Origin of the sequence: Mesorhizobium sp. M0239, assembly GCF_040321815.1 — a bacterium.
In the GTDB taxonomy this organism is placed as follows: Bacteria; Pseudomonadota; Alphaproteobacteria; order Rhizobiales; family Rhizobiaceae; genus Mesorhizobium.
Window position 1 is genome coordinate 131637 of sequence record NZ_JAMYSG010000003.1, and the last position, 23316, is coordinate 154952.

The 23316-nt window shown below is 61.7% G+C and carries 22 protein-coding genes and 1 pseudogene; 14 read left to right on the forward strand and 9 right to left on the reverse strand.

Features of this window, described 5'->3' with window-relative positions; genetic code table 11:
- Positions 1–17: 17 nt before the first annotated feature.
- Together NKI99_RS03845 and NKI99_RS03850 are read right to left on the reverse strand one after the other, a co-directional pair.
- Positions 18–1071: pseudogene (locus NKI99_RS03845) on the reverse strand (IS1182 family transposase); the annotation flags it as partial.
- 200 nt (positions 1072–1271) lie between these two features.
- The gene (locus NKI99_RS03850) at positions 1272–2945 is read right to left on the reverse strand and encodes a sulfotransferase (RefSeq protein ID WP_352609822.1); all 1674 of its coding nucleotides are present in this window, start codon (positions 2943–2945) and stop codon (positions 1272–1274) included.
- A 118-nt stretch (positions 2946–3063) separates the two neighbouring features.
- Between NKI99_RS03850 and NKI99_RS03855 the strand changes: the two genes are divergently transcribed.
- Positions 3064–4176 (forward strand): pyridoxal phosphate-dependent aminotransferase, encoded by a 1113-nt coding sequence (locus tag NKI99_RS03855; protein ID WP_352609824.1) that lies wholly within the window; start codon positions 3064–3066, stop codon positions 4174–4176.
- Between the two features lie 36 nt (positions 4177–4212).
- Here NKI99_RS03855 and NKI99_RS03860 read toward each other — a convergent pair whose 3' ends face one another.
- A complete protein-coding gene (locus NKI99_RS03860; RefSeq protein ID WP_352609825.1) occupies positions 4213–5205 on the reverse strand; it encodes a bifunctional helix-turn-helix transcriptional regulator/GNAT family N-acetyltransferase in 993 nt (330 codons plus the stop codon).
- A 165-nt stretch (positions 5206–5370) separates the two neighbouring features.
- On the opposite strand from NKI99_RS03860, the gene NKI99_RS03865 reads away from it, so the two are divergent.
- The 6 genes from NKI99_RS03865 to NKI99_RS03890 all read left to right on the forward strand — a co-directional run bounded on the left by NKI99_RS03865 (position 5371) and on the right by NKI99_RS03890 (position 12049).
- Positions 5371–5655 carry an acylphosphatase gene (locus NKI99_RS03865; protein ID WP_352609827.1) on the forward strand — a complete coding sequence of 95 codons (285 nt, stop codon included), beginning with the start codon at positions 5371–5373 and terminating at the stop codon, positions 5653–5655.
- 71 nt (positions 5656–5726) lie between these two features.
- Positions 5727–6377, forward strand: coding sequence for a TetR/AcrR family transcriptional regulator (locus NKI99_RS03870; protein ID WP_352609829.1), 651 nt, complete (start codon positions 5727–5729; stop codon positions 6375–6377).
- A gap of 66 nt (positions 6378–6443) precedes the next feature.
- Positions 6444–7607: an isovaleryl-CoA dehydrogenase gene (locus NKI99_RS03875; RefSeq protein WP_352609831.1), complete on the forward strand. Its 1164-nt coding sequence runs from the start codon at positions 6444–6446 to the stop codon at positions 7605–7607.
- A 1-nt stretch (position 7608) separates the two neighbouring features.
- Positions 7609–9216: a carboxyl transferase domain-containing protein gene (locus NKI99_RS03880; RefSeq protein WP_352609833.1), complete on the forward strand. Its 1608-nt coding sequence runs from the start codon at positions 7609–7611 to the stop codon at positions 9214–9216.
- 195 nt (positions 9217–9411) lie between these two features.
- On the forward strand, positions 9412–9780 hold the full coding sequence (locus NKI99_RS03885; RefSeq protein ID WP_352609929.1) for a hypothetical protein: 369 nt from the start codon (positions 9412–9414) through the stop codon (positions 9778–9780).
- A gap of 286 nt (positions 9781–10066) precedes the next feature.
- Positions 10067–12049: an acetyl/propionyl/methylcrotonyl-CoA carboxylase subunit alpha gene (locus NKI99_RS03890; protein WP_352609836.1), complete on the forward strand. Its 1983-nt coding sequence runs from the start codon at positions 10067–10069 to the stop codon at positions 12047–12049.
- Between the two features lie 75 nt (positions 12050–12124).
- Here NKI99_RS03890 and NKI99_RS03895 read toward each other — a convergent pair whose 3' ends face one another.
- The gene (locus NKI99_RS03895; RefSeq protein ID WP_352609838.1) at positions 12125–13246 is read right to left on the reverse strand and encodes an ABC transporter substrate-binding protein; all 1122 of its coding nucleotides are present in this window, start codon (positions 13244–13246) and stop codon (positions 12125–12127) included.
- Between the two features lie 393 nt (positions 13247–13639).
- Positions 13640–13906 carry an SEL1-like repeat protein gene (locus NKI99_RS03900; RefSeq protein ID WP_013532614.1) on the reverse strand — a complete coding sequence of 89 codons (267 nt, stop codon included), beginning with the start codon at positions 13904–13906 and terminating at the stop codon, positions 13640–13642.
- A gap of 448 nt (positions 13907–14354) precedes the next feature.
- On the opposite strand from NKI99_RS03900, the gene NKI99_RS03905 reads away from it, so the two are divergent.
- The 5 genes from NKI99_RS03905 (at position 14355) to NKI99_RS03925 (ending at position 18012) form a co-directional block, all read left to right on the forward strand.
- Positions 14355–14696, forward strand: coding sequence for a DUF2147 domain-containing protein (locus tag NKI99_RS03905; RefSeq protein WP_352441282.1), 342 nt, complete (start codon positions 14355–14357; stop codon positions 14694–14696).
- A gap of 225 nt (positions 14697–14921) precedes the next feature.
- Positions 14922–15080, forward strand: a complete 159-nt coding sequence (locus tag NKI99_RS03910) for a hypothetical protein (protein WP_352441283.1) — start codon at positions 14922–14924, stop codon at positions 15078–15080.
- A gap of 40 nt (positions 15081–15120) precedes the next feature.
- Complete coding sequence (locus NKI99_RS03915; protein ID WP_127292634.1) at positions 15121–15315, forward strand: hypothetical protein; 195 nt, start codon at positions 15121–15123, stop codon at positions 15313–15315.
- A 116-nt stretch (positions 15316–15431) separates the two neighbouring features.
- Positions 15432–16895 (forward strand): AMP nucleosidase, encoded by a 1464-nt coding sequence (locus tag NKI99_RS03920; RefSeq protein WP_245273264.1) that lies wholly within the window; start codon positions 15432–15434, stop codon positions 16893–16895.
- A gap of 70 nt (positions 16896–16965) precedes the next feature.
- Complete coding sequence (locus NKI99_RS03925; RefSeq protein ID WP_352441284.1) at positions 16966–18012, forward strand: endonuclease/exonuclease/phosphatase family protein; 1047 nt, start codon at positions 16966–16968, stop codon at positions 18010–18012.
- 4 nt (positions 18013–18016) lie between these two features.
- On the opposite strand, the gene NKI99_RS03930 is transcribed toward NKI99_RS03925, so the two are convergent.
- The 3 genes from NKI99_RS03930 to NKI99_RS03940 all read right to left on the reverse strand — a co-directional run bounded on the left by NKI99_RS03930 (position 18017) and on the right by NKI99_RS03940 (position 20635).
- Positions 18017–18616, reverse strand: a complete 600-nt coding sequence (locus NKI99_RS03930) for a DUF922 domain-containing protein (protein WP_023812834.1) — start codon at positions 18614–18616, stop codon at positions 18017–18019.
- A gap of 129 nt (positions 18617–18745) precedes the next feature.
- Positions 18746–20425 carry an electron transfer flavoprotein-ubiquinone oxidoreductase gene (locus tag NKI99_RS03935; protein ID WP_023812833.1) on the reverse strand — a complete coding sequence of 560 codons (1680 nt, stop codon included), beginning with the start codon at positions 20423–20425 and terminating at the stop codon, positions 18746–18748.
- A gap of 63 nt (positions 20426–20488) precedes the next feature.
- Entirely contained in the window at positions 20489–20635 is a 147-nt protein-coding gene (locus NKI99_RS03940; protein WP_155930595.1) for a hypothetical protein, read from the reverse strand.
- Positions 20636–20645: 10 nt separating this feature from the next.
- Between NKI99_RS03940 and NKI99_RS03945 the strand changes: the two genes are divergently transcribed.
- Positions 20646–21290 (forward strand): hypothetical protein, encoded by a 645-nt coding sequence (locus NKI99_RS03945; RefSeq protein WP_023812832.1) that lies wholly within the window; start codon positions 20646–20648, stop codon positions 21288–21290.
- A gap of 187 nt (positions 21291–21477) precedes the next feature.
- Here NKI99_RS03945 and NKI99_RS03950 read toward each other — a convergent pair whose 3' ends face one another.
- Positions 21478–21639: a hypothetical protein gene (locus NKI99_RS03950; RefSeq protein WP_155930594.1), complete on the reverse strand. Its 162-nt coding sequence runs from the start codon at positions 21637–21639 to the stop codon at positions 21478–21480.
- A gap of 741 nt (positions 21640–22380) precedes the next feature.
- On the opposite strand from NKI99_RS03950, the gene NKI99_RS03955 reads away from it, so the two are divergent.
- Positions 22381–23250, forward strand: coding sequence for a uracil-DNA glycosylase (locus NKI99_RS03955; protein WP_352441288.1), 870 nt, complete (start codon positions 22381–22383; stop codon positions 23248–23250).
- Positions 23251–23316: the final 66 nt, after the last annotated feature.

Genomic DNA, 23316 nt, shown 5'->3' on the forward strand with positions numbered 1-23316 from the left:
CTGTTTGTGTCAGGAGATGGGCAGCCGCGGCAGATGGCGGGGTCGCTCTTGTAGCGGCGGTAGCCATTGCGGTCGGTGGTGGCGTAGGCCAGCACCTGGCCCTGTGGGCCATCAGCCGCCGGCTCATGGGTGAAGGCCGACGGTGCCATCATGCCGGGCTTGGGCGGTCTCGGTCGGCGATAGCCGGTGACACCGCACATGGCTCGATCCTCCAGTCCTTTGGCGATGCCGGCCGTGGCATAGCCGGCGTCCAACCCGACGGCGCCGACATCAAAGCCGAAGCCCTCCACCTGCCGATCGAGCCTCGACAGGTAGACGGTCGAATCATGGACGATCGCTGTCGCGTGTGTGTCGGTGATGATGGCATGCGCCGCATCCACCGTGCGGTGATCGAGATAGAAAAAGCCTTTCGGCTTGCCCTCGCGCACCATGTAGCCGCTGTCGGGATCGATGCGCGAGATCTTGGTCTCTTTCTCCACCGGCTGGCGTTGCTTCTCCTTCAGCCGTTTCTGGCTATGGACGGCGCGCTCTTCATCGATCGCCGCGTCCAGCGCCTCCCAGTAATGGGCCCGCGACTTGGCCACGAACGCCAGATCGAAGCGGGTCTTGTTGGCGTTGGCCTTCAGATGGGTGGAGGCGGTGTAAAGCACCGTGCCATCGACAAGGCCCGCCCGGATCGCCTGCTCGACGATGCGGTCGAAGATCGCCTGCGACACGCTGGTGTCGTCGTAACGCCGCCGCCGGTTCTGTGACAACGTCGAGGCGTCGAACACCTTGTCCGTCAGCTTCAGCCGCAGGAACCAGCGATAGGCGACATGACCTCGATCTCGCGCACCAGCTGCCGTTCCGAGCGAACTCCAAACAGATAGCCGATGAACAGCGCCTCGAACATCAACGTCGGATCGAGTGGCGGGCGGCCATTGTAGGGGCAATACAGTGGCGCGGTCAGTTCGTGGATGAAGGAGAAATCAATCACACGGTCGATCTTGCGCAACGGTGATCAGCCGGAACCAACTGATCCAGCGTCACCATCTCGAGTGCGGTCTGTTCAGGGGCGGGTCGCTTCAACATAACCCAGTGAATCAAAAACCCCTAGCAAATGCTAGGGGTTTGTCAGCAGTCTGCAACCCGGCGGGCAACCGCCGGGTTTTTTTCAGGACATTGTGCGACTATTGGATGCGGTGCTGCAACCCGCTGTCTTAATTGATTGATTCGGTATTAACAGCGAAAGTCGCGGGCGCATTGCATGCACCCGCACAGCTCGGATTGGATTATTTGTCCGCTAGATCGCCCAACGCATCAATCAGCGTCTGAATCTCATTTTCATAATTCTTCCAGCGCTTGACCGACGATTTGTAGATCGGTTGGCGAACCTGCCAGCGGCTGGGCGTATTGACCGAACCATCCCTGTCGAAAAAACGCAGGCAGGCGTCATCCCAGGGCAGCCCAAGGTAATCTATGAGGCGGCGTGACTGCGCCTCCTGATCCTCGACCAGCGTTTCGTAGCGATTTTCGAAGATAAGGCCTGGAAAAACCTCGTTCCAATGGCGCATCAGTCGGTCATACTCGTGGTAGTACAGACCTAGTATCCGCAAATCAGTATTGTAGCTGTGTCCTTTGTTGAAGCTCTGGACAAAGCAAGAGACGCAATTGTCGATGGCATCACGGCGACAATGAATGATGCGCGCGTTGGGAAAGAGAAGGCCGATAAGGCCGATCATTTCAAAATTGTGCGGCATCTTGTCCACCACGCGAAGCGCGGCAGGCGCCCACTCCCTAAGGTAGGACAGATGCTCTTCCGCCAACTTTCTGGACAGATCTTGCGTGACCGACATGACCGGCCGGCTCAAATCGCCGGCCGATGAGGTTTTAAGGCCGATTGCATTGGCGACCCGCCTTAATTTGTTAAGCTCGCCTGCCCCTTGAACATCGGGATGGCTGGCGCAGATCTGTTCCGTGAGCGTTGTGCCCGACCGCGGCATACCGACCACGAACACAGGCACTTCGGAAGGATTTCCATAGCCGGCCCTGGCCGCCAGAAAGTCCGGCGTGAAGGTTTCAATCAGGGAGTCGATCCAGCGGCGATACAGATTGATGTCGAAGGTGTAGCCGGAGGCCCGTTTCCCCCTATTGAAATGGTCGAATGCCTCACTGTAGCGCTTGAGGTCGTTCAGTACCTTGCCGGCAGCGTGATGGAGCTTGTAAGCACCGTCCGGATCAAGCTTGGGATTGCCGAGTTCACGCAGGATGGATTGGAGTTCCTCCGGCTCTTCGGTGAATTTTTTCGTCTGTACGAGGTCGTGGTAGGCAGCCGGCACGTCGATGCGACGTCCGATTGCTTCTTTCAGAAAGGCGGCGGCCTCATCCATGCGCCCCAGGCCGCTGAGCGCGCTGGCCAGCCCCGCCCGCACTTTGGGATGATCGCGGTTGATCTTGAGCGCTTTCTCGTAAAGCGGCAAAGCCAGGTCGGGTTTGTCAAACTTGGTGTAGGCGCGCCCCAGTGCACAAAGCACTTCGATAAGTCTGGGCTGCAGTTCCAAAGCATACAGCATATGCTTGATGGCTGGCGAATATTCGCTGACCTTCACATAGGCCTCGCCGAGGCTGAGGTGGTAGTAAGGGTTTTTAGGTTCCTCGCCGACCGCCCGCGCGAAATATCGCAAGGCCATCTCGTCATCGTAACGCTGGTACAGGGTCCCCAGGATGTACAGAGCGAGCGGATGGTTTGGCGTGCGCGCCAGCACCCGAAGGCACAGGTCCTGAGCCTCGTCGAGCCGCTGGGCCTGCTGAAGGGCATAGGCCTGGTTCAGCAGCGCTTCGTCGGCCTGCGCTCGCGATTGAGCGTTTCCTTGGCTCACTGTCGGCTTGAGTATCGGCCCCTTCGCTTTCGGCGTGGGCCCGGGCTTGATGTGCTTTGACCAAGCAGGCGGGAGACGGTTGTTCATGATATCTCGCTAGCAAAAAGAGCCGGATGAATCCAGCGTTACGGATCTGCCCAGCGGCAACTTGCACCGACCCATCCGGCGCGCTAGCAAGAAGGCCCTTTTCAAACGAGCTTCCACCATGCCCCAGCGCCCTCCCCTCATGCCGCTCATCGCAGCGCTTCCCTCGACGGTGCCGTTTGTCGGCCCCGAAGCGCAGGAGCGCGAGCGTGGCCGCGCTTTCCGCGCCCGCATCGGCGCCAATGAGAGCAGCTTTGGTCCCTCGCCGCACGTCACCGCCCGGATGGCCGAGATCGCCGGCGACATGTGGATGTATTGCGATCCCGACAATCACGATCTGAAGCTGGCGGTTGCCGCCCATCACGGCCTAGAAGCCGAGAACGTCGTTGTCGGCGAGGGCATAGATGGCCTGCTCAGCCTTGTGGCACGCATGTACGTCGCGCCCGGCGATGCTGTGGTCACCTCGCTCGGCGCTTACCCGACCTTCAACTTCCACATTGCCGGTGTCGGCGGGCGGCTGGTGACAGTTCCTTACGAGAACGACCGGGAAAGCCTGGATGGCCTGCTGGCGGCGGTGCGCAAGGACAAGGCCCCGCTGGTCTATCTCTCCAACCCGGACAATCCAATGGGCAGTTGGTGGGAGGGGAGCGAGATCATCCGCTTCATCGAGGCGCTGCCGCAAACCACCATGCTTGTGCTCGACGAGGCCTATGGCGAACTCGGGCCGGCCTCGGCGCTGCCGCTGATCGATATCTCCAGGCCAAACGTCATCCGCATGCGCACCTTCTCGAAGGCTTACGGGCTGGCGGGCATACGCTGCGGCTATGCGATCGCCGAGGCCCAGGTGATCCGCGACTTCGAGAAGATCCGCAACCATTATGGCGTCAGCCGCATGGCGCAGATCGCCGGCGTCGAGGCGCTCGCCGACCAGGACTATCTCAGAAGCGTGGTGGCGCGGGTCGCGGCCGGCCGCCGACGCATCGCCGGCATTGCCGAAGCGAACGGGTTGAAGCCACTGGCGTCGGCGACCAATTTCGTCACCATCGATTGCTGCGGCGATGGCGCCTTCGCGCTGAAAGTTCTGCAAGGCCTGCTGTCGCGCGACGTGTTCATCCGCAAACCGATGGTGCCACGGCTCGACCGCTGTATCCGCGTCAGCGTCGGTCTCGATCACGAACTCGATATTCTTGCCGAGGAGTTGCCTGGCGCGCTGGCAACGGCGCGGGGGAACTAGAATCGCGTCTGCAAGCAAACCGGCAGCAAAAGCTGCCTACAAATCCATTTCCCAGGTCTGGCCGGTCAGATCCTTGCCGAAGCTGTGGTGGTACTCCTGCGAGACCAGCCTGAAGCCGGCGCGTTCGTAGATCGCGCGCGCCGCGACGAGGATGTCGTTGGTCCACAGCACCAGCTTGGTGTAGCCGCAAGCTCGAGCCCGGTTCACGCATTCCGCGACCAGTCGTTTGCCGATGCCGAGGCCGCGCGCCGACGCCTCGACATGCAGCATTCTCAGCTTGGCCACTTCGTCGTCCTGATGAACAAGGAACACCGCGCCGAGCGGCTGACCACCGCGCTCGGCGATCCAGCAGAAATCGCGGCCGGGTACGAAATTGCGAATGAAATCGGCGCCGATCTCGGCGAGCATGGCCTCGAACTCGATCGTCCAGCCATATTCCTCGGCATAGAGTTGGGCCTGGCGCTGCACGACCCAGCCGACATCGCCGACGCGATGCGGCCGCAACGTCACCTCGCTGCTGTCACGGGTGGGATCGCCCAGCAATTCCCCCGCCTTGCGCAAGGCGCTGCGCAGTTCATGCAACCTGTCATCGGGGACGCTTTCGATCAGCCGCGCCGTGTCCCGATCGGCCGCCGCTTGCAGCCTGGCAAGCGCTGCCTCGCCCCGTGAGGTCAGCGAGAGGACCCTTCGGCGCCGGTCAGCCGGGTCCGTTCTGGCCTCGGTCAGCCCCTGGCCCGCGAACTTGCGCAGGATCCGCGTCAGATAGGCGGCATCGACACGCAACTGTCTTGATATTTCGGAGGCCGCCGGGCCATTCTCCAGCCGAAAAGCCCCAGCCAGGAAACCTCGCTCGCCCGCGATTTCGGCGGAAGCCAGGTTGCTGCGGTGACCCATTTCGAACAGCACGCGCGCCTCGGTCAAAGTGAATGCGCTTTGTGTCAGCGTCTCGTCGAGAAGGCCGACGGTGCGCGTGTAGAAGCGATTGAAGCGCCTGACATCGGCCACCAATGCGTTGCGTTCGTCCAACATCCGCAGCCAACTCCCAATAAGGCAGCTCCATTTTTCAAAATTAATGGACTGAGTCAATGAAATTTCAAAGCCAGAGGGCCCAGCTATTGCGCCGTGCGCGCAATTCTCATGTTGCATTCCCTGAGCCATGCACCAGATTTTAACGAGACAGGCTTGGAGAGATTCATGACTGGTCATCGCAGGAAAGTGCAGGCGCGCATCTACGGCAATGTGCAAGGCGTCGGCTTCAGAGCATGGGCCCGGGATGAGGCCACAGGCCTTGGTCTTGCGGGCTGGGTTTGCAATGAAGCGGATGGGTCCGTAACGACGCAAATTGCAGGCCTCGATGAAGCGGTCTCGACAATGATCAAGTGCCTCTGGGAAGGGCCGGCCGGAGCTTCGGTTTCCAAGGTCGACATCGAGGAGTTGGTGGCAGAAAACGCCTCTGTTGGGTTCAGGATCGTTGCATGAAGGTGAATTTGGATCGGGCGCCTTGAATTAATTGAACGTTCGTTTTATTATCGCTCCGCAGAGGAGCTGACATGGCACGCACCACGGGGTCCGATGGCGAAAAGACCGAAGCGACCATCCGTGGGGCGGCGGTCAACCTCATCGCGCGCCTTGGTTACGAGGCGATGTCGATGCGCCAGCTTGCCGCCGAGGTCGGCGTCCAGGCAGCTGCGCTCTACCGCTACTTTCCAACCAAGGAAGAGCTTCTGTTCACGCTGATGCGCGAGCACATGGAGGATCTGGCCACAGCATGGGAAGCAGCCCGCCCGGCGAACGCAGATTCGGCGCAACTGCTCTCGGCCTATGTGCGCAATCACATCGCCTTTCATATCGAGCGACGGCACGCCACGCATGTGTCGAACATGGAATTGCGCAGCCTGTCGCCCGAACGGCTGACGCAGATTCTGCGCATGCGCACAGCCTACGAGAAGGAGCTGCGCGCCATCCTGCGCGATGGCGACGAGACGGGCGCCTTCAGCATCGACGACACCGGGCTGACGGCCATGGCGCTGATCCAGATGATGACCGGCGTCATCGTCTGGTTTCGGCCGGGCGAACGGCTATCGATCGCCGAAGTCACGGCGACATATCTTTCAATGACAATGCGGCTCGTCGGCGCGAAGATCGACGCCTACAGCGCCGCGCGTCCCTTCGGACGCGCAAAGGACGCTGCAGCATTTTGATTTCGCGCATGATCCCTTTCCGAAAATCAAAGGCGATTTTCGGGGTCATGCGCAGGGAGGACAAGCATGTACACGAACACGCTCAGCTTCGGGCATGACGAGGAGATCGAGGCGCTGCGCGACTTGGTGCGGCGCTTCGCCCAGGACCGGATCGCTCCGATCGCCGCCGACATCGATCGCTCGAACGAATTTCCGGCGCATCTGTGGGGTGAACTCGGTGCGCTCGGCCTGCTCGGCATCACGGCCGATCCCGATTTCGGCGGCAGCGGCATGGGCTATCTCGCGCATGTGATCGCCGTCGAGGAAATCTCGCGCGCTTCGGCCTCGGTCGGCCTCTCCTATGGTGCCCACTCCAATCTCTGCGTCAACCAGATCAACCGCTGGGGAACGCCGGCGCAGAAGGAAAAATTCCTGCCGCCACTGTGCTCGGGCGAGCGGGTCGGCGCGCTGGCGATGTCGGAATCCGGCGCCGGCTCGGACGTCGTCTCGCTCAAGCTGCGCGCCGAAAAGCGCAACGACCGCTACGTGCTCAACGGCACCAAGATGTGGATCACCAACGGGCCGGATGCCGAGACCCTGGTCGTCTATGCCAAGACCGATCCGGAGCAAAACTCGCGCGGCATCACCGCCTTCATCGTCGAGAAGGCGATGGCCGGGTTTTCCGTGGCGCAAAAGCTCGACAAGCTCGGCATGCGCGGCTCCAACACCGGCGAACTGGTGTTCAGGGATGTCGAGGTGCCCTTCGACAATGTGCTGCATGAGGAAGGGCGCGGCGTCGAAGTGCTGATGTCAGGCCTCGACTATGAGCGCACGGTGCTTGCCGGCGGCCCGATCGGCCTGATGGCGGCGTGCCTTGACGTGGCAATCCCCTATGTCCACGAGCGCAAGCAGTTCGGCCAGCCGATCGGCGAGTTCCAGCTGGTGCAAGGCAAGCTGGCCGACATGTACACGACGCTGAACGCCGCGCGCGCCTATGTCTATGCCGTCGCCGCAGCCTGCGATCGCGGCCAGACGACGCGCAAGGATGCCGCCGGCTGCGTGCTGTTTGCCGCCGAGAAGGCGACGCTGATGGCGCTCGACGCCATCCAGCTGCTTGGCGGCAACGGCTACATCAACGACTATCCGACCGGCCGCCTGCTACGCGACGCCAAGCTCTACGAGATCGGCGCCGGCACCAGCGAAATCCGCCGCTGGCTGATCGGCCGCGAGATCATGGCGGAGGGAGTATAGCATGGCTACGCTGCAAACCCAGATATCCCCCTCCTCCGAAACCTTCCATGCCAATGCCGAGCGCATGCGGGCGCTGGTCGCCGACATTGCGGAGAAGGCGGCCACCGTGGAGCGCGGCGGCTCGGAGGAAGCGCGCGAGCGGCATGTTTCGCGCGGCAAGCTGTTGCCGCGGGAGCGCCTGGCCCAGTTGCTCGACACCGGCTCGCCCTTCCTCGAGATCGGCCAGTTCGCGGCATGGTCGATGTATGGCGAGGAGATCTCTTCGGCCGGCATGATCGCCGGCATCGGCCGCGTCGAAGGCACCGAGGTGATGGTCGTCGTCAACGACGCCACGGTGAAGGGCGGCACCTATTATCCGCTGACTGTGAAGAAGCATCTGCGGGCGCAGGAGATCGCGCTGCAGAACAATTTGCCTTGCATCTACCTCGTCGATAGCGGCGGTGCCAACCTGCCCAATCAGGACGAGGTGTTTCCCGACCGGGAGCATTTCGGCCGCATCTTCTACAACCAGGCCAATATGTCGGCATCAGGCATTCCGCAGATCGCCTGCGTCATGGGTTCCTGCACGGCGGGCGGCGCCTATGTGCCGGCGATGTCGGACGAAACGATCATGGTGGGCAACCAGGCAACCATCTTCCTCGGCGGTCCGCCGCTGGTGAAAGCAGCGACCGGCGAGGATGTCAGCGCCGAGGATCTCGGCGGCGCCGATGTGCACACCAGGCTCTCCGGTGTTGCCGACCACTATGCGCTGGACGACGACCATGCGCTCGCCATCTGCCGCCGCATCGTCAAAAACCTGAATCGGAACAAGACTGTAAGCCTGAACTTACAGCGATCGATTCCGCCGCTTCATCCGGCGGATGAACTCTACGGCATCGTGCCGACCGACCTGCGCCAGCCCTATGACGCACGCGAGGTGATTGCGCGCATCGTCGACGGTTCCGAATTCGACGAGTTCAAGCAGAATTACGGGACCACGCTGATCACCGGCTTTGCCCATCTGCATGGCATGCCGGTCGGCATCATCGCCAACAACGGCGTGCTGTTTTCCGAAAGCGCACTGAAGGGGGCGCACTTCATCGAACTGTGCTGCCAGCGCAAGATCCCATTGGTCTTCCTGCAGAACATCACCGGCTTCATGGTCGGCAGAAAATACGAGGCGGGCGGCATCGCCAAGGACGGCGCCAAGCTGGTGATGGCCGTTGCCACCGCCCGCGTGCCCAAGGTGACTGTCATAATCGGCGGCTCATTCGGCGCCGGCAATTATGGCATGTGCGGCCGCGCCTATTCACCGCGCTTCCTGTGGATGTGGCCGAACGCCCGCATCTCGGTGATGGGCGGCGAGCAGGCAGCAACGGTGCTTGCCATGGTCAAGCGCGAAGGCATCGAGCGCAAGGGCGGGGAATGGAGCGCCGAGGAAGAGGCGAAATTCAAGAAACCGATCCTGATGAAATACGAGCATGAGGGCCATCCGCTCTATTCGTCCGCACGCCTCTGGGACGACGGCATCATCGACCCTGCGAAGACCCGCGACGTGCTGGCGCTCAGCCTGTCAGCTGCGCTCAACGCCGAAATCGAGGACACGCGCTTTGGCGTGTTTCGGATGTGAGAATGGACGGTCAACTTCGACGGACAAACGGCGGAACTATACCGGCAGGCCGTTGCTGCCGTGCGAAAAGGCTGAACTGTATGGACCAACCGATTCATCAGCATAGGCGGCTTCGAATCTCAAACAGTGAACTGGCGGCGAGGCAAAATATTCGCTATTGCTTATCCAGCATGGGGCAATGGGGACGGGCTGGAAATGAAATTGAAATATTGCCAGGGAACGGTTGCTTCGATACTTTCCATATTCCTAATATTAATGGCGACCGGCATCAGTTCGGCGGAATCGCTCGCGGGACGCAAGGGAGACGTGCGTTTTCCGCCGACCTTGGGTTCGGGCGAATGCAACGTTGCCTACAAGGGCTACGTCGCGGCGAGCGGCCATTCGGCCTACGCCACAACCTTTTATTCGCGTGTCGTCGACCTCTACATTGTCTGCGGGACGAAGCTCGACGCGCCGTCCCAGAAGGCGGCGGAAGAGACGGCGCTGCGCAATTGCCAGGCCGGCTTGACACGGTGGAAGCTCAAGACCGCGAGTGGCGGCTGCGCAATTTCGTCATCGAAATAGATACTACCGACCGCAAGGTAGAGCACTCCCTTGGTAAGGGAGAGGTCTACGCCGAGGGCTGGAATGGCTCGCTGGACAGTACCCCCCTCTGTCCTGCCGGACGTCTCCCCCGCATTGGGGGAGATCGACTGTCGCTATCGCTTTCGCCAAATTCCAACATTGAAAGTTCGCAGCGAGGGCAAAGCTGCCAATCTCCCTCCTTGCGGGGGAGATGTCCGGCAGGACAGAGGGGGGTGTTGAAGCGCCCTGCTTCCCATGGACTGCGAGCCTTACATGCGGAGGCTCCATGTTTGCCAAGATCCTGATTGCCAATCGCGGCGAGATCGCCTGTCGTGTCATCCGCACGGCTCGGAAACTGGGTGTGCGCACTGTCGCCGTCTATTCGGATGCCGACGCGAGATCCCTGCATGTCGAGATGGCCGACGAGGCGGTGCATATCGGCCCCTCGCGCGTCGGCGAAAGCTATCTGCGCGGTGATAAGATCATCGCCGCGGCCTTGACTACCGGCGCACAAGCCATTCATCCCGGCTACGGCTTCCTGTCGGAAAATCCCGATTTCGCCGACCAGGTGACGGCGGCGGGGCTCATTTTCATCGGCCCGTCGGCGGCCTCGATCCGTGCCATGGGGCTGAAGGACGCGGCCAAGCGTCTGATGGAAAAAGCCGGCGTTCCGGTCGTTCCGGGCTACCATGGCGAGGCGCAGGAGATCGTGCTACTTGCCTCCAAGGCACGCGAGATCGGCTATCCCGTGCTGATCAAGGCACGCGCTGGCGGCGGCGGCAAGGGTATGCGCCGGGTCGAGCATCCCGATGAGTTTTCCGAAGCGTTGTCCAGCGCGCGGCGCGAGGCGAAAGCTGCGTTCGGCGACGACCGTGTGCTGGTCGAAAAATATGTCGACAAGCCGCGCCATATCGAAGTGCAGGTGTTCGGCGACAATTTCGGCAACGCCGTGCACCTCTACGAGCGCGACTGCTCGGCGCAGCGCCGCCACCAGAAGGTGATCGAGGAATCGCCCGCGCCCGGCATGACCGAGGCTTTGCGCAAGGCGATGACGGATGCGGCGGTGAAGGCCGCCAAGGCGATCAATTATTCAGGCGCCGGCACCATCGAGTTCATCGTCGATGCCTCGCAAGGCCTGAAAGCCGACCGCTTCTGGTTCATGGAGATGAACACCCGTCTGCAGGTCGAGCACCCCGTCACCGAAATGGTGACCGGCACCGATCTGGTCGAGTGGCAGTTGCGGGTCGCCAGCGGCGAAAAGCTGCCGAAGACGCAAAGCGAGATCGCGCTTACCGGCCATGCCTTCGAGGCGCGCATCTATGCCGAGGACGCGGCAAAAGGTTTTCTGCCGGCAACGGGCACGCTGCATCATCTGAGATTTCCAGACGCGGCCCCGCAAGGCGCCACGATGCGCATCGAGACCGGCGTGCGGGCGGGTGACGCCATCTCGCCGTACTACGATCCGATGATCGCCAAGCTGGTCGTCCACGCCACGGACCGCCAGGCGGCTCTGGAAGCGCTTGGCGCGGCGCTATCCCGGACCGAGATCGCCGGCTCGACCGTCAACACCGCCTTTCTTGCCGCTCTCGCCGCCGATCCGGATTTCGCCGCAGGCGACGTCGACACCAGCCTGATTGGCAGACACCAGGCGGCTTTGACGATCGTCCCGCCGCCGAGCGGAGAAACCATAGCCGCGGCCGCAGTCGCAGCCTCGGGGGCCGGAGCATCGCCGTTGTCAGACGATCCGTGGTCGTCGCTTGCCGGTTATGCCCATTTCCACAGCGTGGCGCGACGCACATGGCTGAAGTTCGGTGAAGACGATATCGCGGCGAAGGTTTCGGTGCGGCCGGATGGGCGCTTCCAGGTCGCGCTGGAGAAGCCCTATGACGACACCAATTCGCATGATTTTCGCGCCGCGCCGCGCCTTGCCCGCTGGCCCGGCCACATCACCGTGTTCGAAGGCGCCGTTGGCTACACCTTCGCCGTGTCGGACCCGTTGGCACGGGCCGATGAGGCGGCGGCAAGCGCCGGCAGCCTGCGTGCGCCGATGCCGGGATTGGTCAAGCTGGTGCGCGTGGGAAAAGGCGATACGGTGATCAAGGGCCAGCCGCTGCTGATCCTGGAGGCGATGAAGATGGAGCACACCATCGCCGCGCCGCATGACGGCGTGATCGCTGAGATCGCCACCGAGGGCGCGCAGGTGACCGACGGGACGGTGCTGGTGCGGTTCGTCGGGGAACAAGCCGCCTCGACCGCTGTAGCCAGCTGACGGTTCGAAGGTAAAAAGAAATGGCCGGGACGGACCCGGCCATTTCTCTACGCTACTTGGTCGCCAAGTCGGCGATTACTGCGCGATCGGCGCGTATTTGCCGTCATGCCACTGGTTGATGTCGTAGCTGGCATTCTTGAGATCGCCCTTCTCGTCGAAGGTGACATCACCGACAACGGTGCTGATCGGCGTGCCGTTCTTCAACGCTTCGGCAACCTTGGCCGGGTCGTCGCTGCCGGCACGCTTGATGCCTTCGGCGAATGCCTGGATGGTGGCGTATGAGAACAGCGTGAAGCCCTCCGGCACGAAACCGCCGGCCTTGATCTTCTCGACGGCAGCCTTGGCTTCCGGCTTTGCCTGCGGATCCGACGGGAAGACGAACATGGTGCCCTCGCCGGCCGGGCCAGCGACCTGCCAGAATTCCGGCGAGGCGATGGAGTCCGGCATGATCAGCTGGAACTTCAGGTTCTGTTCCGCCGATTGACGCAGGATCAGGCCAGCTTCAGGATGGTAGCCGCCGAAATAGACGACGCCGGCTTTCAAGTCCTTGAGCTTGGTGACGAGAGCCGAATAGTCCTTCTCGCCAGCGTTGATGCCGTCATAGTAGACCTCCTTGAGGCCGCCGGCATTCATCGTTGCCCTGACGGCGTCAGCCACGCCCTGTCCGTAGGCGCTCTTGTCGTGCAGGACGACGACATTCTTGCCGGCAAACTTCTTGGCGATCCATGGGCCGATGAAGGCGCCCTGCGCATCGTCACGCGTGTATAGGCGCATGATCGTCGGCCAGCCGGCCTTGGCTGCCGCATCGGTCAGCACCGGGTTTGACGAGGCCGGGCTCATCATCAAGGCGCCGGCTTCGGCATAGACGGCCGAGGCCGGAATGCTCGAACCCGAGCAGGCATGGCCGTCGATGAACTTGACGCCATCGGCGACGACGCGGTTGGCAACCGACACGGCCTGCTTGGGATCGCACTGGTCGTCTTCGATATCAAGCTTGATCATCGACCCGTTGATGCCGCCAGCGGCGTTGATCGCGTCGGCAGCGGCCTGTGCGCCCTGCTTGAACTGATCGCCGATGGTGGCGAGCTGTCCGGTCATCGGGCCGATCACCGCAAAGGTGATGTCGTCGGCGAATGCGACCGGCGTGCTCATCATCAGGCCGAATATGGCCGCGTTTAGAATACTCAATTTTTTCATTGTTGTAGAACTCCTCCACTCACGCGCGGCCGCCCCGGCCCCGCTTCTTCCAGAGAGGCCGGACAATTTCATCCTTCATTCGGCCTGTCTAGGCGCATTGGCGCCGCTCGATTGGGCCTGCAAGACGTCATCAACGCAAAAAGCCACGCCAGCCTTGTTCCGGCTGGTCGTGGCTTTTTTGTCCGTCGAGCAATCTCCGGGCGCTCTCGCGCCTAAGAATCCCGCTCGCCTTCCCCGTGTCGCGCACAGCTGAGCCTTGCTGCCTGCCGCGTTCTTTCTCTTGCCTTCGTGACCGTCTTGCGCGGCCTTCGATTTCGCCGGGTCTGGCCGTCTGTGCGGCCTTGATCCCGGAGCTTCCCTGTCTTCGATGGACCTCTCTGCGATTGGCAGATTTCAGTGCATGGTCATCCATTCGCGGGCTTCGCGAAGCGCCGTGGCGATCTCGACCTTCGACATGGCGGCCGACAGTTCCGAGCGCAGCTCGGCGGCGCGGGCCGAGCCCTTGATTGCGGCGATGTTGAACCATTTGTGGGCGGCAACGACATCGGTCTCGCAATCGCGGCCGGTCGCATACATCATGCCCAATTCGAAAAGGATGTCGGCCTGGGCAGTTGCTCCCATGGCGCCGAAACCTGCTTCAAGCATTTCAAAACGTGCCATTTCAATCCCCTGTTTTCCGGCCCTGTCAGGCTCCCGAGAGCTGCCTTCTTTCGTCTTGCCGGCTGCTCTTCCGATGCTTTCGAGAATGCCGTGCAGGCTTGAATCCGTCGTTAAATGGCGTGCTTAATTTGAGGAAAACAAAGCTAAAACAAGAGGTAAACGCCGAAATTCGTTAAGGATACAAACCCAGCAATTCAGCCTGCTTGCGTCAAATTTGACGAAAGTTTTCTCACGCGGGGGCAAGACTTCGCTAACCACGGCAGACAAAGGCGATGCGCCGATCGTTTCATTTCGTCGTCGAGGAGGCGCTTTCAGGTGGCTTCAAAATCCGAAAGTCTTCCGCTACGGCACCGCTTTTGTTTTGCCGGGAGCTGGATTAGCTTACGTTTGCGTAAGCGGCAGACCGGCGAGGCGGAGCATCCGGCCGGACATCCACAGGGAGGAAGACATGTTTCGAAAACTGAGCCTGGCCCTTGCGGCCACATTGATCGTGCCGGGTGCGGCATGGGCCGATCCGATCGAAGGCAATTGGAAGACGCAGGCCGGCGAAACCGCGGCCATCGCCGGCGGCGGCTCGTTTTCCATCACCCTCAAGTCCGGGAAATATGCCGGCAAGACCATCGGCTCGCTCAAGGCGACGGGCGACAACAAATATGCCGGCAACATCACCGATCCGGCAAACGACAAGACCTATTCGGGCAAGGCGACATTGTCGGGCAGCTCTCTCAAGATGAGCGGCTGCGTGCTGGGCGGACTGATCTGCAAGAGCCAGACCTGGCACAAGCTCTGATCGACCGCACCCTTACGACATGATGACGGGGCCTCGACGGGCCCCGTTTTCGTTTTGTCGACACATCCTGCGCCGGTGATGCTCGATACCCGCCGGCGGCTATCCAAACCGACGCCGGCGCCGTCGAAACCCCGTCAATCATCTTGAACCGCAGATGAACGCCGGCATCAGAGCCGGTTCAGTTGCATCAGGGCATTCTCCGGCGTGTTGAAGGAGACCGACCCAATGCTTTCTCGCCGCTTCACCATCGTCTGCCTGCTGGTGAGCCTGTTTGGGATGTTCTTCGCCATCCTCGTCGCCGAAGCGGGCCGTCCGGCCCGCGCCTGGGACGAAGCCAGTTCCGGAACCTGCCGCCTCGCCTGCCCCACCCATCTTCGCAACTGAACAAAGAAACCAAGACCTCGAAAAGAAAAGCTGAAACACCATGAACCGCATCGCCGCCAACGCTCTCAAGACCCTTCGGCTTCTGCCGCGGGCGGCGCTTATCCTGGCGGTTCTGGCCGCTCCGGTTCTGGCCGTGCCGATGATGCGCTCCGATGCCGGCTCGACGATCGACGCACCTGCCCTGAAGAAGTCCGGCGTCGGCTTTGTGCTCCTGGTCAGCCTGCAGCGCGGTTGAAGAAAAACGGCGCTTTGGCCGCCTTCGGTCGCGACACCCCTCCCAAGTGCCGATCCAAGTCTCTATATTGAGCCATGGAAAAGCGAATCTACCCACAAGCCATCGAATCTGTCGTCATGCCGGAGCCTTTTGGCCGGCAAAGCTTTGATAGCGCCGAAAAGGCCGTCAAGGCACTGCAGGCGCTTTACGACCGCAACACCAAGTTCCTGCGTGATTCCTTCGCAGAGCTGGCGGCAGCAGGCGGCGACAATGGCAAGCGCTACCGGGCCTTCTATCCGGAGATCGGCGTCACCACCAACTCATTCACCCAGATCGACTCGCGCCAGGCCTATGGCCATATGCCGACGCCTGGGCATTTTTCCACCACCATCACCCAGCCGGGCCTGTTCGAAAGCTACCTCGTCGAGCAGTTGCGCCTGATCATGCGCAATCATGGGGTTGCGGTCACGGTGTCGGAATCGACCACACCCATCCCGCTGCATTTCGCCTTCCTTGAAGGCACCCATGTCGACGGCGCGACGGCAGAGCGCATCAAGCGGCCGATCCGCGACCTGTTCGACGTGCCGGATCTCGATGGCACCGACGACCAGATCGCCAACGGCACCTTCGAAGTCGCCTTTGGCGAGCCGAGGCCTCTGGCGCCGTTCACGGCGCAGCGCATCGATTATTCGCTGCACCGGCTGTCGCACTATACGGCGACCACGCCGCAGCATTTCCAGAACTTCGTGCTGTTCACCAACTATCAGTTCTACATCGACGAATTCGTCGCCCGCGCCCGCGACCTGATGGCCAATGGCGGCGGCGGATACACGGAGTTCGTCGAGCCGGGCAATGTCATCACCAAGGGCGGGCAAAGCGCGCCCAGTGAAGGCGTCGCAGTTCCCCGCCTGCCACAGATGCCGGCCTATCACCTGAAGAAATCGGGACATGGCGGCATCACCATGGTGAATATCGGCGTCGGGCCTTCCAACGCCAAGACCATCACCGACCATATTGCGGTGCTGAGGCCGCATGCCTGGGTGATGCTCGGCCACTGTGCCGGCCTGCGCAACACCCAAGCGCTGGGCGACTATGTGCTGGCGCATGCCTATGTGCGCGAGGACCATGTGCTGGACGACGATCTTCCGGTCTGGGTGCCGATCCCGCCGCTGGCCGAGATCCAGGTGGCGTTGCAGGAAGCCGTCGCCGAAGTCACCGGCCTTACCGGCTACGACCTGAAGCGCATCATGCGCACGGGCACCGTCGCCACCATCGACAATCGCAACTGGGAACTGCGCGACCAGCGTGGCCCGGTCCAGCGTCTGTCGCAATCTCGCGCCATCGCGCTCGACATGGAATCGGCGACCATCGCCGCCAATGGCTTCCGCTTCCGCGTTCCCTACGGCACGCTGCTGTGCGTTTCGGACAAACCGCTGCATGGCGAGTTGAAGCTGCCCGGCATGGCGACCGAATTCTACAAGCGCCAGGTGGCGCAGCACCTGACCATCGGCATCAGGGCGATGGAGAAGCTCGCGGAAATGCCGATGGAGCGGTTGCATTCGCGCAAGCTCAGAAGTTTTTCGGAAACGGCGTTCCAGTAGGCCGATACCACGCATCGCGTAGGCATTTCTCATCTTGATTGGGCCGCATTTCTGCCGATAAGCAGGCGGCATGGAGAGAGCGAGCGTCGGGACATTGCTGATTTCGGTTGCATTCCTGGCAATGCTGGCCTGTTCGATCGCGCTGGTGGCCGGGTTTTTCGGAACGCTGCATCCCGCCTTCGATTCCTTCTCGCATTTCCGCGTCCACCTTGCCGTGCTGATGGCGCTTTGCGCACTGCCGCTGCTGGCCACGACATTTCGCCTGCAGGCGGCCGTGGCACTGCTTTTTGCCGTGGCGGCCTTCGCCACCACTTCCGGGTCGCTGTCCTTCTCCCGCCTGTGGCCGGTTCAGGCCGCCTATGAAGCCAAGAACGAAGACCGCGCGATCTACAAGCTGCTGCAGATGAACCTGCGCTACGACAATCCGACGCCGAAGAAGGTGCTGTCGCTGATCGGCCGGACCAATCCCGACGTGATCACCCTGGACGAGGTATCGGCGATGTGGGCGACCGAGCTTGGCTATATCAGCAGCGCCTATCCATACCGGATCCTCTGTCCTTATCCCAACGGCATATTCGGCGTCGCGCTGCTCTCGCGGCGGCCCTTTGCCGCCGACACCGAGGCGCGTTGCGAAAGGCGCGGCGCCATGGCGACAGCGACCGTCGACTTCGGCGGCATCGACGTCGATGTCGCCGCGATCCATCTCAGTTGGCCGTGGCCACGCGAGCAGTACTGGCAGATCGGCGAGTTGACGGAGCCGCTTTCCGCGCTCGGCGAGACGGCCATCATGGCGGGCGACTGCAATGCCGCGCCGTGGAGTGCCGCCGTGCGGCGGGTCGCGGCGCTTGGCGGGCTGACCGTGATGCCGTCCGCCGGCCCGACCTGGATCCACATCAAGCTGCCGGACTTGCTGCGGCGCTTCGCCGGCCTGCCGATCGACCAGGTTTTCAGCAAGGGCGGCGTGACCATCCATTCCGCGACACGGCTGGAGGACACGGGCTCGGATCACCTCCCGGTCATGGTGGAGTTCTCACTCAGGCTGAACCAGCAAAAGCCGCTCGACGAACATGAAACCGCGACCGCGGCCATAAGCCAGACCGGCAAGACGCCAGGCTGAAGGATCAGGGCCTGACCAAAGCGATGACGAGATGCTGGACATGGCCGCCATCGCGATGCTCGCGCGCATCGAAAGCGAGCTGCTTGGCCTCATATGCGGCATTGGTGGCCTTGATACGTCGCTGTGCCTCGCGACGTGTCTTGTAGCAGAACCGGTCGTCGGCAATCCTGAGGCCGGAGATCGATCTTTCCGTGGCCCGCATCATCTCCCTGGCGATGCGGCCATGGGTTTCCTCATGGGCGCGGACGCCGGCGAAGAACCGCGTCCAGCGCTTCCGGAGCGTCGGAGTGGTGGCCGAGGCGACACGCGGAAACGTATAGAAGAGATTGAGCGTGCCGTTGGCACGCCGCAAGCGGCAAACGCCATTGTCCTGGCTGGTGTCAAGGTCCCAATCCACCGCGTAGCCGGTCAGCGCGATGGCATGCGTCATGAAGCCGTGCTTCGGCCCCTTGCGGTCCATAGCCTGCATCAGCGCCAGCCCCGTGTTCCCGGTGATGTCGTAGGTCCGCGTCTTAACCACCACCCTGGTGCCGGCCGAGGCCGCCGAAGCCAAACCGAACAGCGCACCGATCGCCACAAGGCATGCCAGAACCGCCAGGCGCATTGGCCATCTCCTTATCGTCAAGGAATGGAACCATAAGCGTGCGGCAGTTTCAACAGTCCTAATGTTTCACATGCCACGGGAGACCCCGAGCCGTCGTCGGGGTCTTTGCACGCTGTGGCCGGCGCGGGCCTACATGCCCTGGTAGACCGGGCCTTCTCCGCCTTGCGGCGGCACCCAGTTGATGTTCTGGTTCGGGTCCTTGATGTCGCATGTCTTGCAGTGGACGCAGTTCTGCGCGTTGATGACGAAGCGCACATCCTTGGCCGTGGGATCGGCGGCGGCATTGCCATCCTTGTCGACCCACTCGTAAACCCCGGCCGGACAGTAGCGCGTCGAGGGGCCCGCAAAGACATCGTGCTCGGACCGCTTCTGCAGTTCCATGTCGCCTACAAGCAGGTGGACCGGCTCGTTTTCCTCGTGATTGGTGTTGGACAGGAACACTGAGGACAGCCTGTCGAAGGTCAGCACGCCATCGGGCTTCGGATAGGCGATCTTCTTGTGCTGGGCGGCAGGCTCGAGCGTCGCATAGTCGGCCTTACCATGCTTCAGCGTGCCGAAGGGCGAGACACCGAACAGCGTGTTCAGCCACATGTCGAGGCCGCCGAGGCCGACACCGACGATGGTGCCGAAGCGCGACCACAGCGGCTTGACGTTGCGCACCTTCTTCAAATCCTTGCCGATGTCGGTCGCGCGCCAGGCTTCCTCGTAGGAAGCGAGTTCGTCGTTGGCGCGCCCGGCACCGATCGCCTCTGCGACATGCTCGGCCGCCAGCATGCCGGACAGCACGGCATTGTGCGAACCCTTGATGCGCGGCACGTTGACGAAGCCCGCCGCACATCCCATCAGCGCACCACCGGGGAAGGAGAGTTTCGGCACCGACTGCCAGCCGCCCTCGGTGATGGCGCGCGCGCCATAGCCGAGGCGCTTGGCGCCGTCGAAAGTCCCGCTGATCGCCGGATGGGTCTTGAAGCGCTGGAATTCCTCGAACGGCGACAGATAGGGGTTCTTGTAATTGAGGTGGAGGACGAAGCCGACCGCCACCTGATTGTCCTCGAGGTGGTAGAGGAACGAGCCGCCGCCGGTCTTCAAGTCAAGCGGCCAGCCGAAGGAATGCTGGACCAAGCCCGGCCGGTGGTTCTCCGGCTTGACCTGCCAGAGTTCCTTCAGGCCGATGCCATATTTGCCCGGTTCGCGGCCATCGGAAAGCTTGTATCTGGCGATCAGCTGCTTGGCGAGCGAGCCGCGAGCGCCCTCCCCGATCAGCACATATTTGCCCATCAGCGCCATGCCGGGTGCGAAACCCGGACCGTGCGTTCCGTCCTTCTCGATGCCCATGTCGCCGGTGACGACGCCGGTGACGGCGCCTTGCTCATTGTAGAGCAGGCCGACAGCGGCAAAGCCCGGATAGATCTCGACGCCGAGCGCCTCGGCCTTGGTCGCCAGCCAGCGGCAGACATTGCCGAGCGAGACGATGTAGTTGCCGTGATTGTTCATCAGCGGCGGCATCAGCATGTTGGGCAGGCGAAACGAGCCGGCAGGACCAAGGACCAGGAAATGGTCTGATGTGACCGGCGTCTTGAAGGGATGGCCGTCCTCATCGCGCCAGCCCGGCAAGAGCCGGTCGATGCCGATCGGATCGACAACGGCGCCGGAGAGGATATGGGCGCCGACCTCACCGCCCTTCTCCAGGACGACGACCGAAAGCTCGGGATTGACCTGCTTGAGGCGGATGGCAGCGGCGAGGCCCGCCGGTCCGGCGCCGACGATAACCACGTCGAATTCCATGCTTTCGCGTTCGATGTCGCTCATCAACCCCTCCGCACTGGCTTATCCCATTCGGGTATCTTGCTGGCTCCCGCGCTGCATAGCGCATCAATTGACGACAGGAAACCGGCGCATACGTGACAATGCCGTTTTGGCCAAAAAGTCGCGCATTGCGAGGCTGGAAGACTGCTTTTCGCCCGGCATTGCCTGCGAAGCGCGCGTTTTTAATTGTTCGACGGCTTGCTTATCGGCCATACTTCACGCCATGCGCATTCCTGGGCCAGCCGGCTTTTCATCGACGCGCTTTCTTTTCCCGCCCGGCCGGATCCGCCGGGCGCTCCTTTTGGCCCTTCTGATGCTGGCGCCGCATCACGCTGCCGCCGACGAAGTGAAGGTCTGGGCGGCAGGCGCCTACTCCTTCTCCGACGAGCTTGGCGGCTTTCGCATCACCGGCGCCTCGGGCATCGGGACGAAGGACGATCCGTTCGTCATCACCGAAGAGCTGAATTCGTCAACGCCGGTGACGCTGACGATCCGCACGACAAAGCCGATCCAGGCCTTCGGCAAGGCCGGCGAATTCGCCAACGGCATGATGTATATGCGCATCGAGGTGCTCAACAACAGCGGCCAGGCCTGGGTCGAATTCCAGTTCGAATTGCAGGAGATCCTGAATCGGCCGAGCGTGTTCGGCGACGGGCTTTCCTTCGACCAGCGCAACAAGACGCCGGACAATATTTTGTCGAGCAATTTCGCCGATTTCGATCGCGATTTCGAACCCTATGACCGGCTGCTGTTCCGGAATGGCAAGGTCGACCCGTTGAAAACCGCCAGGTTCGAATTCCTGATGACCGACTACACGCCGCGCTGGACCTTCTATCTGGTGCAGGATCCGCGCATACCGACGGGGTGAAATATGCCGATATCTAAGCGATGCCGGCACGCGAACGGTGGCTCCCTGCGCTCCCGGCTGCGGCAAAGATGCGGGCGCCGCTGCGGGAATATTCGACTGTGATCGCCAACTAGTTGGCCGTCTCCGGATCAACGCCAAGCGAGGCGAAACGCTGGGCAAGCAGGTTGGTCAGCGGCGTTGAGGTCGATCAGCCCCGAATCCCCTGCAGCCGCGTGACGACGGTCAGATCGCTGATCACGTAGGACACCGCTTCGAAATTCGGCTGCACCTCGATCTCGGCGCTACCGCTCGACAGACGCGTGGCCAGCACATTGGAAGGCGCGGGCCGGAGGGTGTGATTCCGATCCATTCGCTGAGAGACGCCCGTGGCGGTAGGGGCGGGTATTACATGTCGGCTATTTCAAGAGTTTTAAACATAAAACTAATACTGCCACGACCTCGCCCCCGGCCAGAGCTGCCGCCCCCCAAGATTAAGATCTATGAGATTTGTGCTCATGTCTCCTATTCTTACTCCTTCCAAATCAATACGTCTATGAAATACGCGGTTGCCCCTCCAAATATTAAGCTGCACGGTCTCTTAACATATCCACAGCTGCCTTCGTAATTCCAATTCATATCCGGTGTAACCAGATTCGCAGTCTGACTATCGAAATCGATATTTATTCGGTCCAAACTAACATCGTGGAATGAAAAGGAATTTATGAAATCCTCTGGTTTGTCGATTTTCTCCGTTGCCATTACAATATCCGATCTGTGTAAGTGCAGACACCCGCACACTTGTCTTTTACTCCGAATCTCAGCCTGCCACCAGCGCGCCGCCCAAGTATGCGGTGAGAGTGCACTATTTCCTTTGACCGCTGTCCAGCAATTCCGTTGTTCGACTCATGTTCGGAACGCATACATTCGGTGAAGGTGCGCATTCCGGGTCCACTCTTGATGCATGGACACGTGGGATAAAAGTGCACGCCTTCCTGATGACCGACTATACGCCCAGATGGACCTTCTATCTGGTGCAGGATCCGCGCATACCGACGGGGTGGAGCAAGAGGCCAGCCTTGCAAATTGCCGCCACGCGGACGAATGTGAATCCATGACTGCTGCTTCCCCAAACAACAGACCTGATATTGCCGACCTGCTGGCCTTTTATGCCAGCGCGGGCGTCGACGAGGCGCTTGAAGACCAGCCGGTGAACCGGTTTGCCGAGGTTGCGCCAAAGCCGGCGGAGCGCGCGCCGACCGCGGCGCCTGCGGGCGGCACCGCCGCACAGCAGCGTTCGACAAATCGCCCCGAAGGGGGCGACAGGCCAAATGCGCCACCTGTTTTGCGCGCACCGTCGGCCACGGTTCCCGACGAAATTCAGGCAGCACTTGCCCGCCAATTGGCAACGACGGCAACAACGCTTGACGAGCTTCGCCAGCACATGGCGGCGTTCGACGGCTGCAATCTCAAGGCCACCGCCAAGAACCTGGTGTTCGCCGACGGCAACCCGGAAGCCGCCGTCATGCTGGTCGGCGAGGCACCCGGCCGCGACGAGGACATCGAGGGCCTGCCCTTCGTCGGCCGATCGGGCCGGCTGCTCGACCGCATGCTGGCGGCGATCGGGCTCGACCGCACTTCGGTCTATATCGCCAATGTCATTCCGTGGCGGCCGCCGGGCAATCGCACGCCGACGCCGCACGAAACCGAGATCTGCCGGCCATTCATCGAGCGGCAGATCGAACTGGTCAATCCGAAGGTGCTGATCAACCTTGGCGGTCCGTCGGCAAAAACCCTGCTCAATACGAGTGAAGGCATCCTGCGGCTGCGCGGCAACTGGCGCGTCCACACGACGGCATCCGGCATCGCCATTCCGGCAATGCCGACGCTGCACCCGGCCTATCTCTTGCGAACGCCCGCGCACAAGAAGCTGGCGTGGCGGGATTTTCTCGAGGTGAAGGCAAAGCTGCGGGAAGTTGGCTGAGGCTTGGCGAGTAGCCAATCTCCGACATGGATGCCGTACCGATAACCTCCGAGGTAATTGAAATAC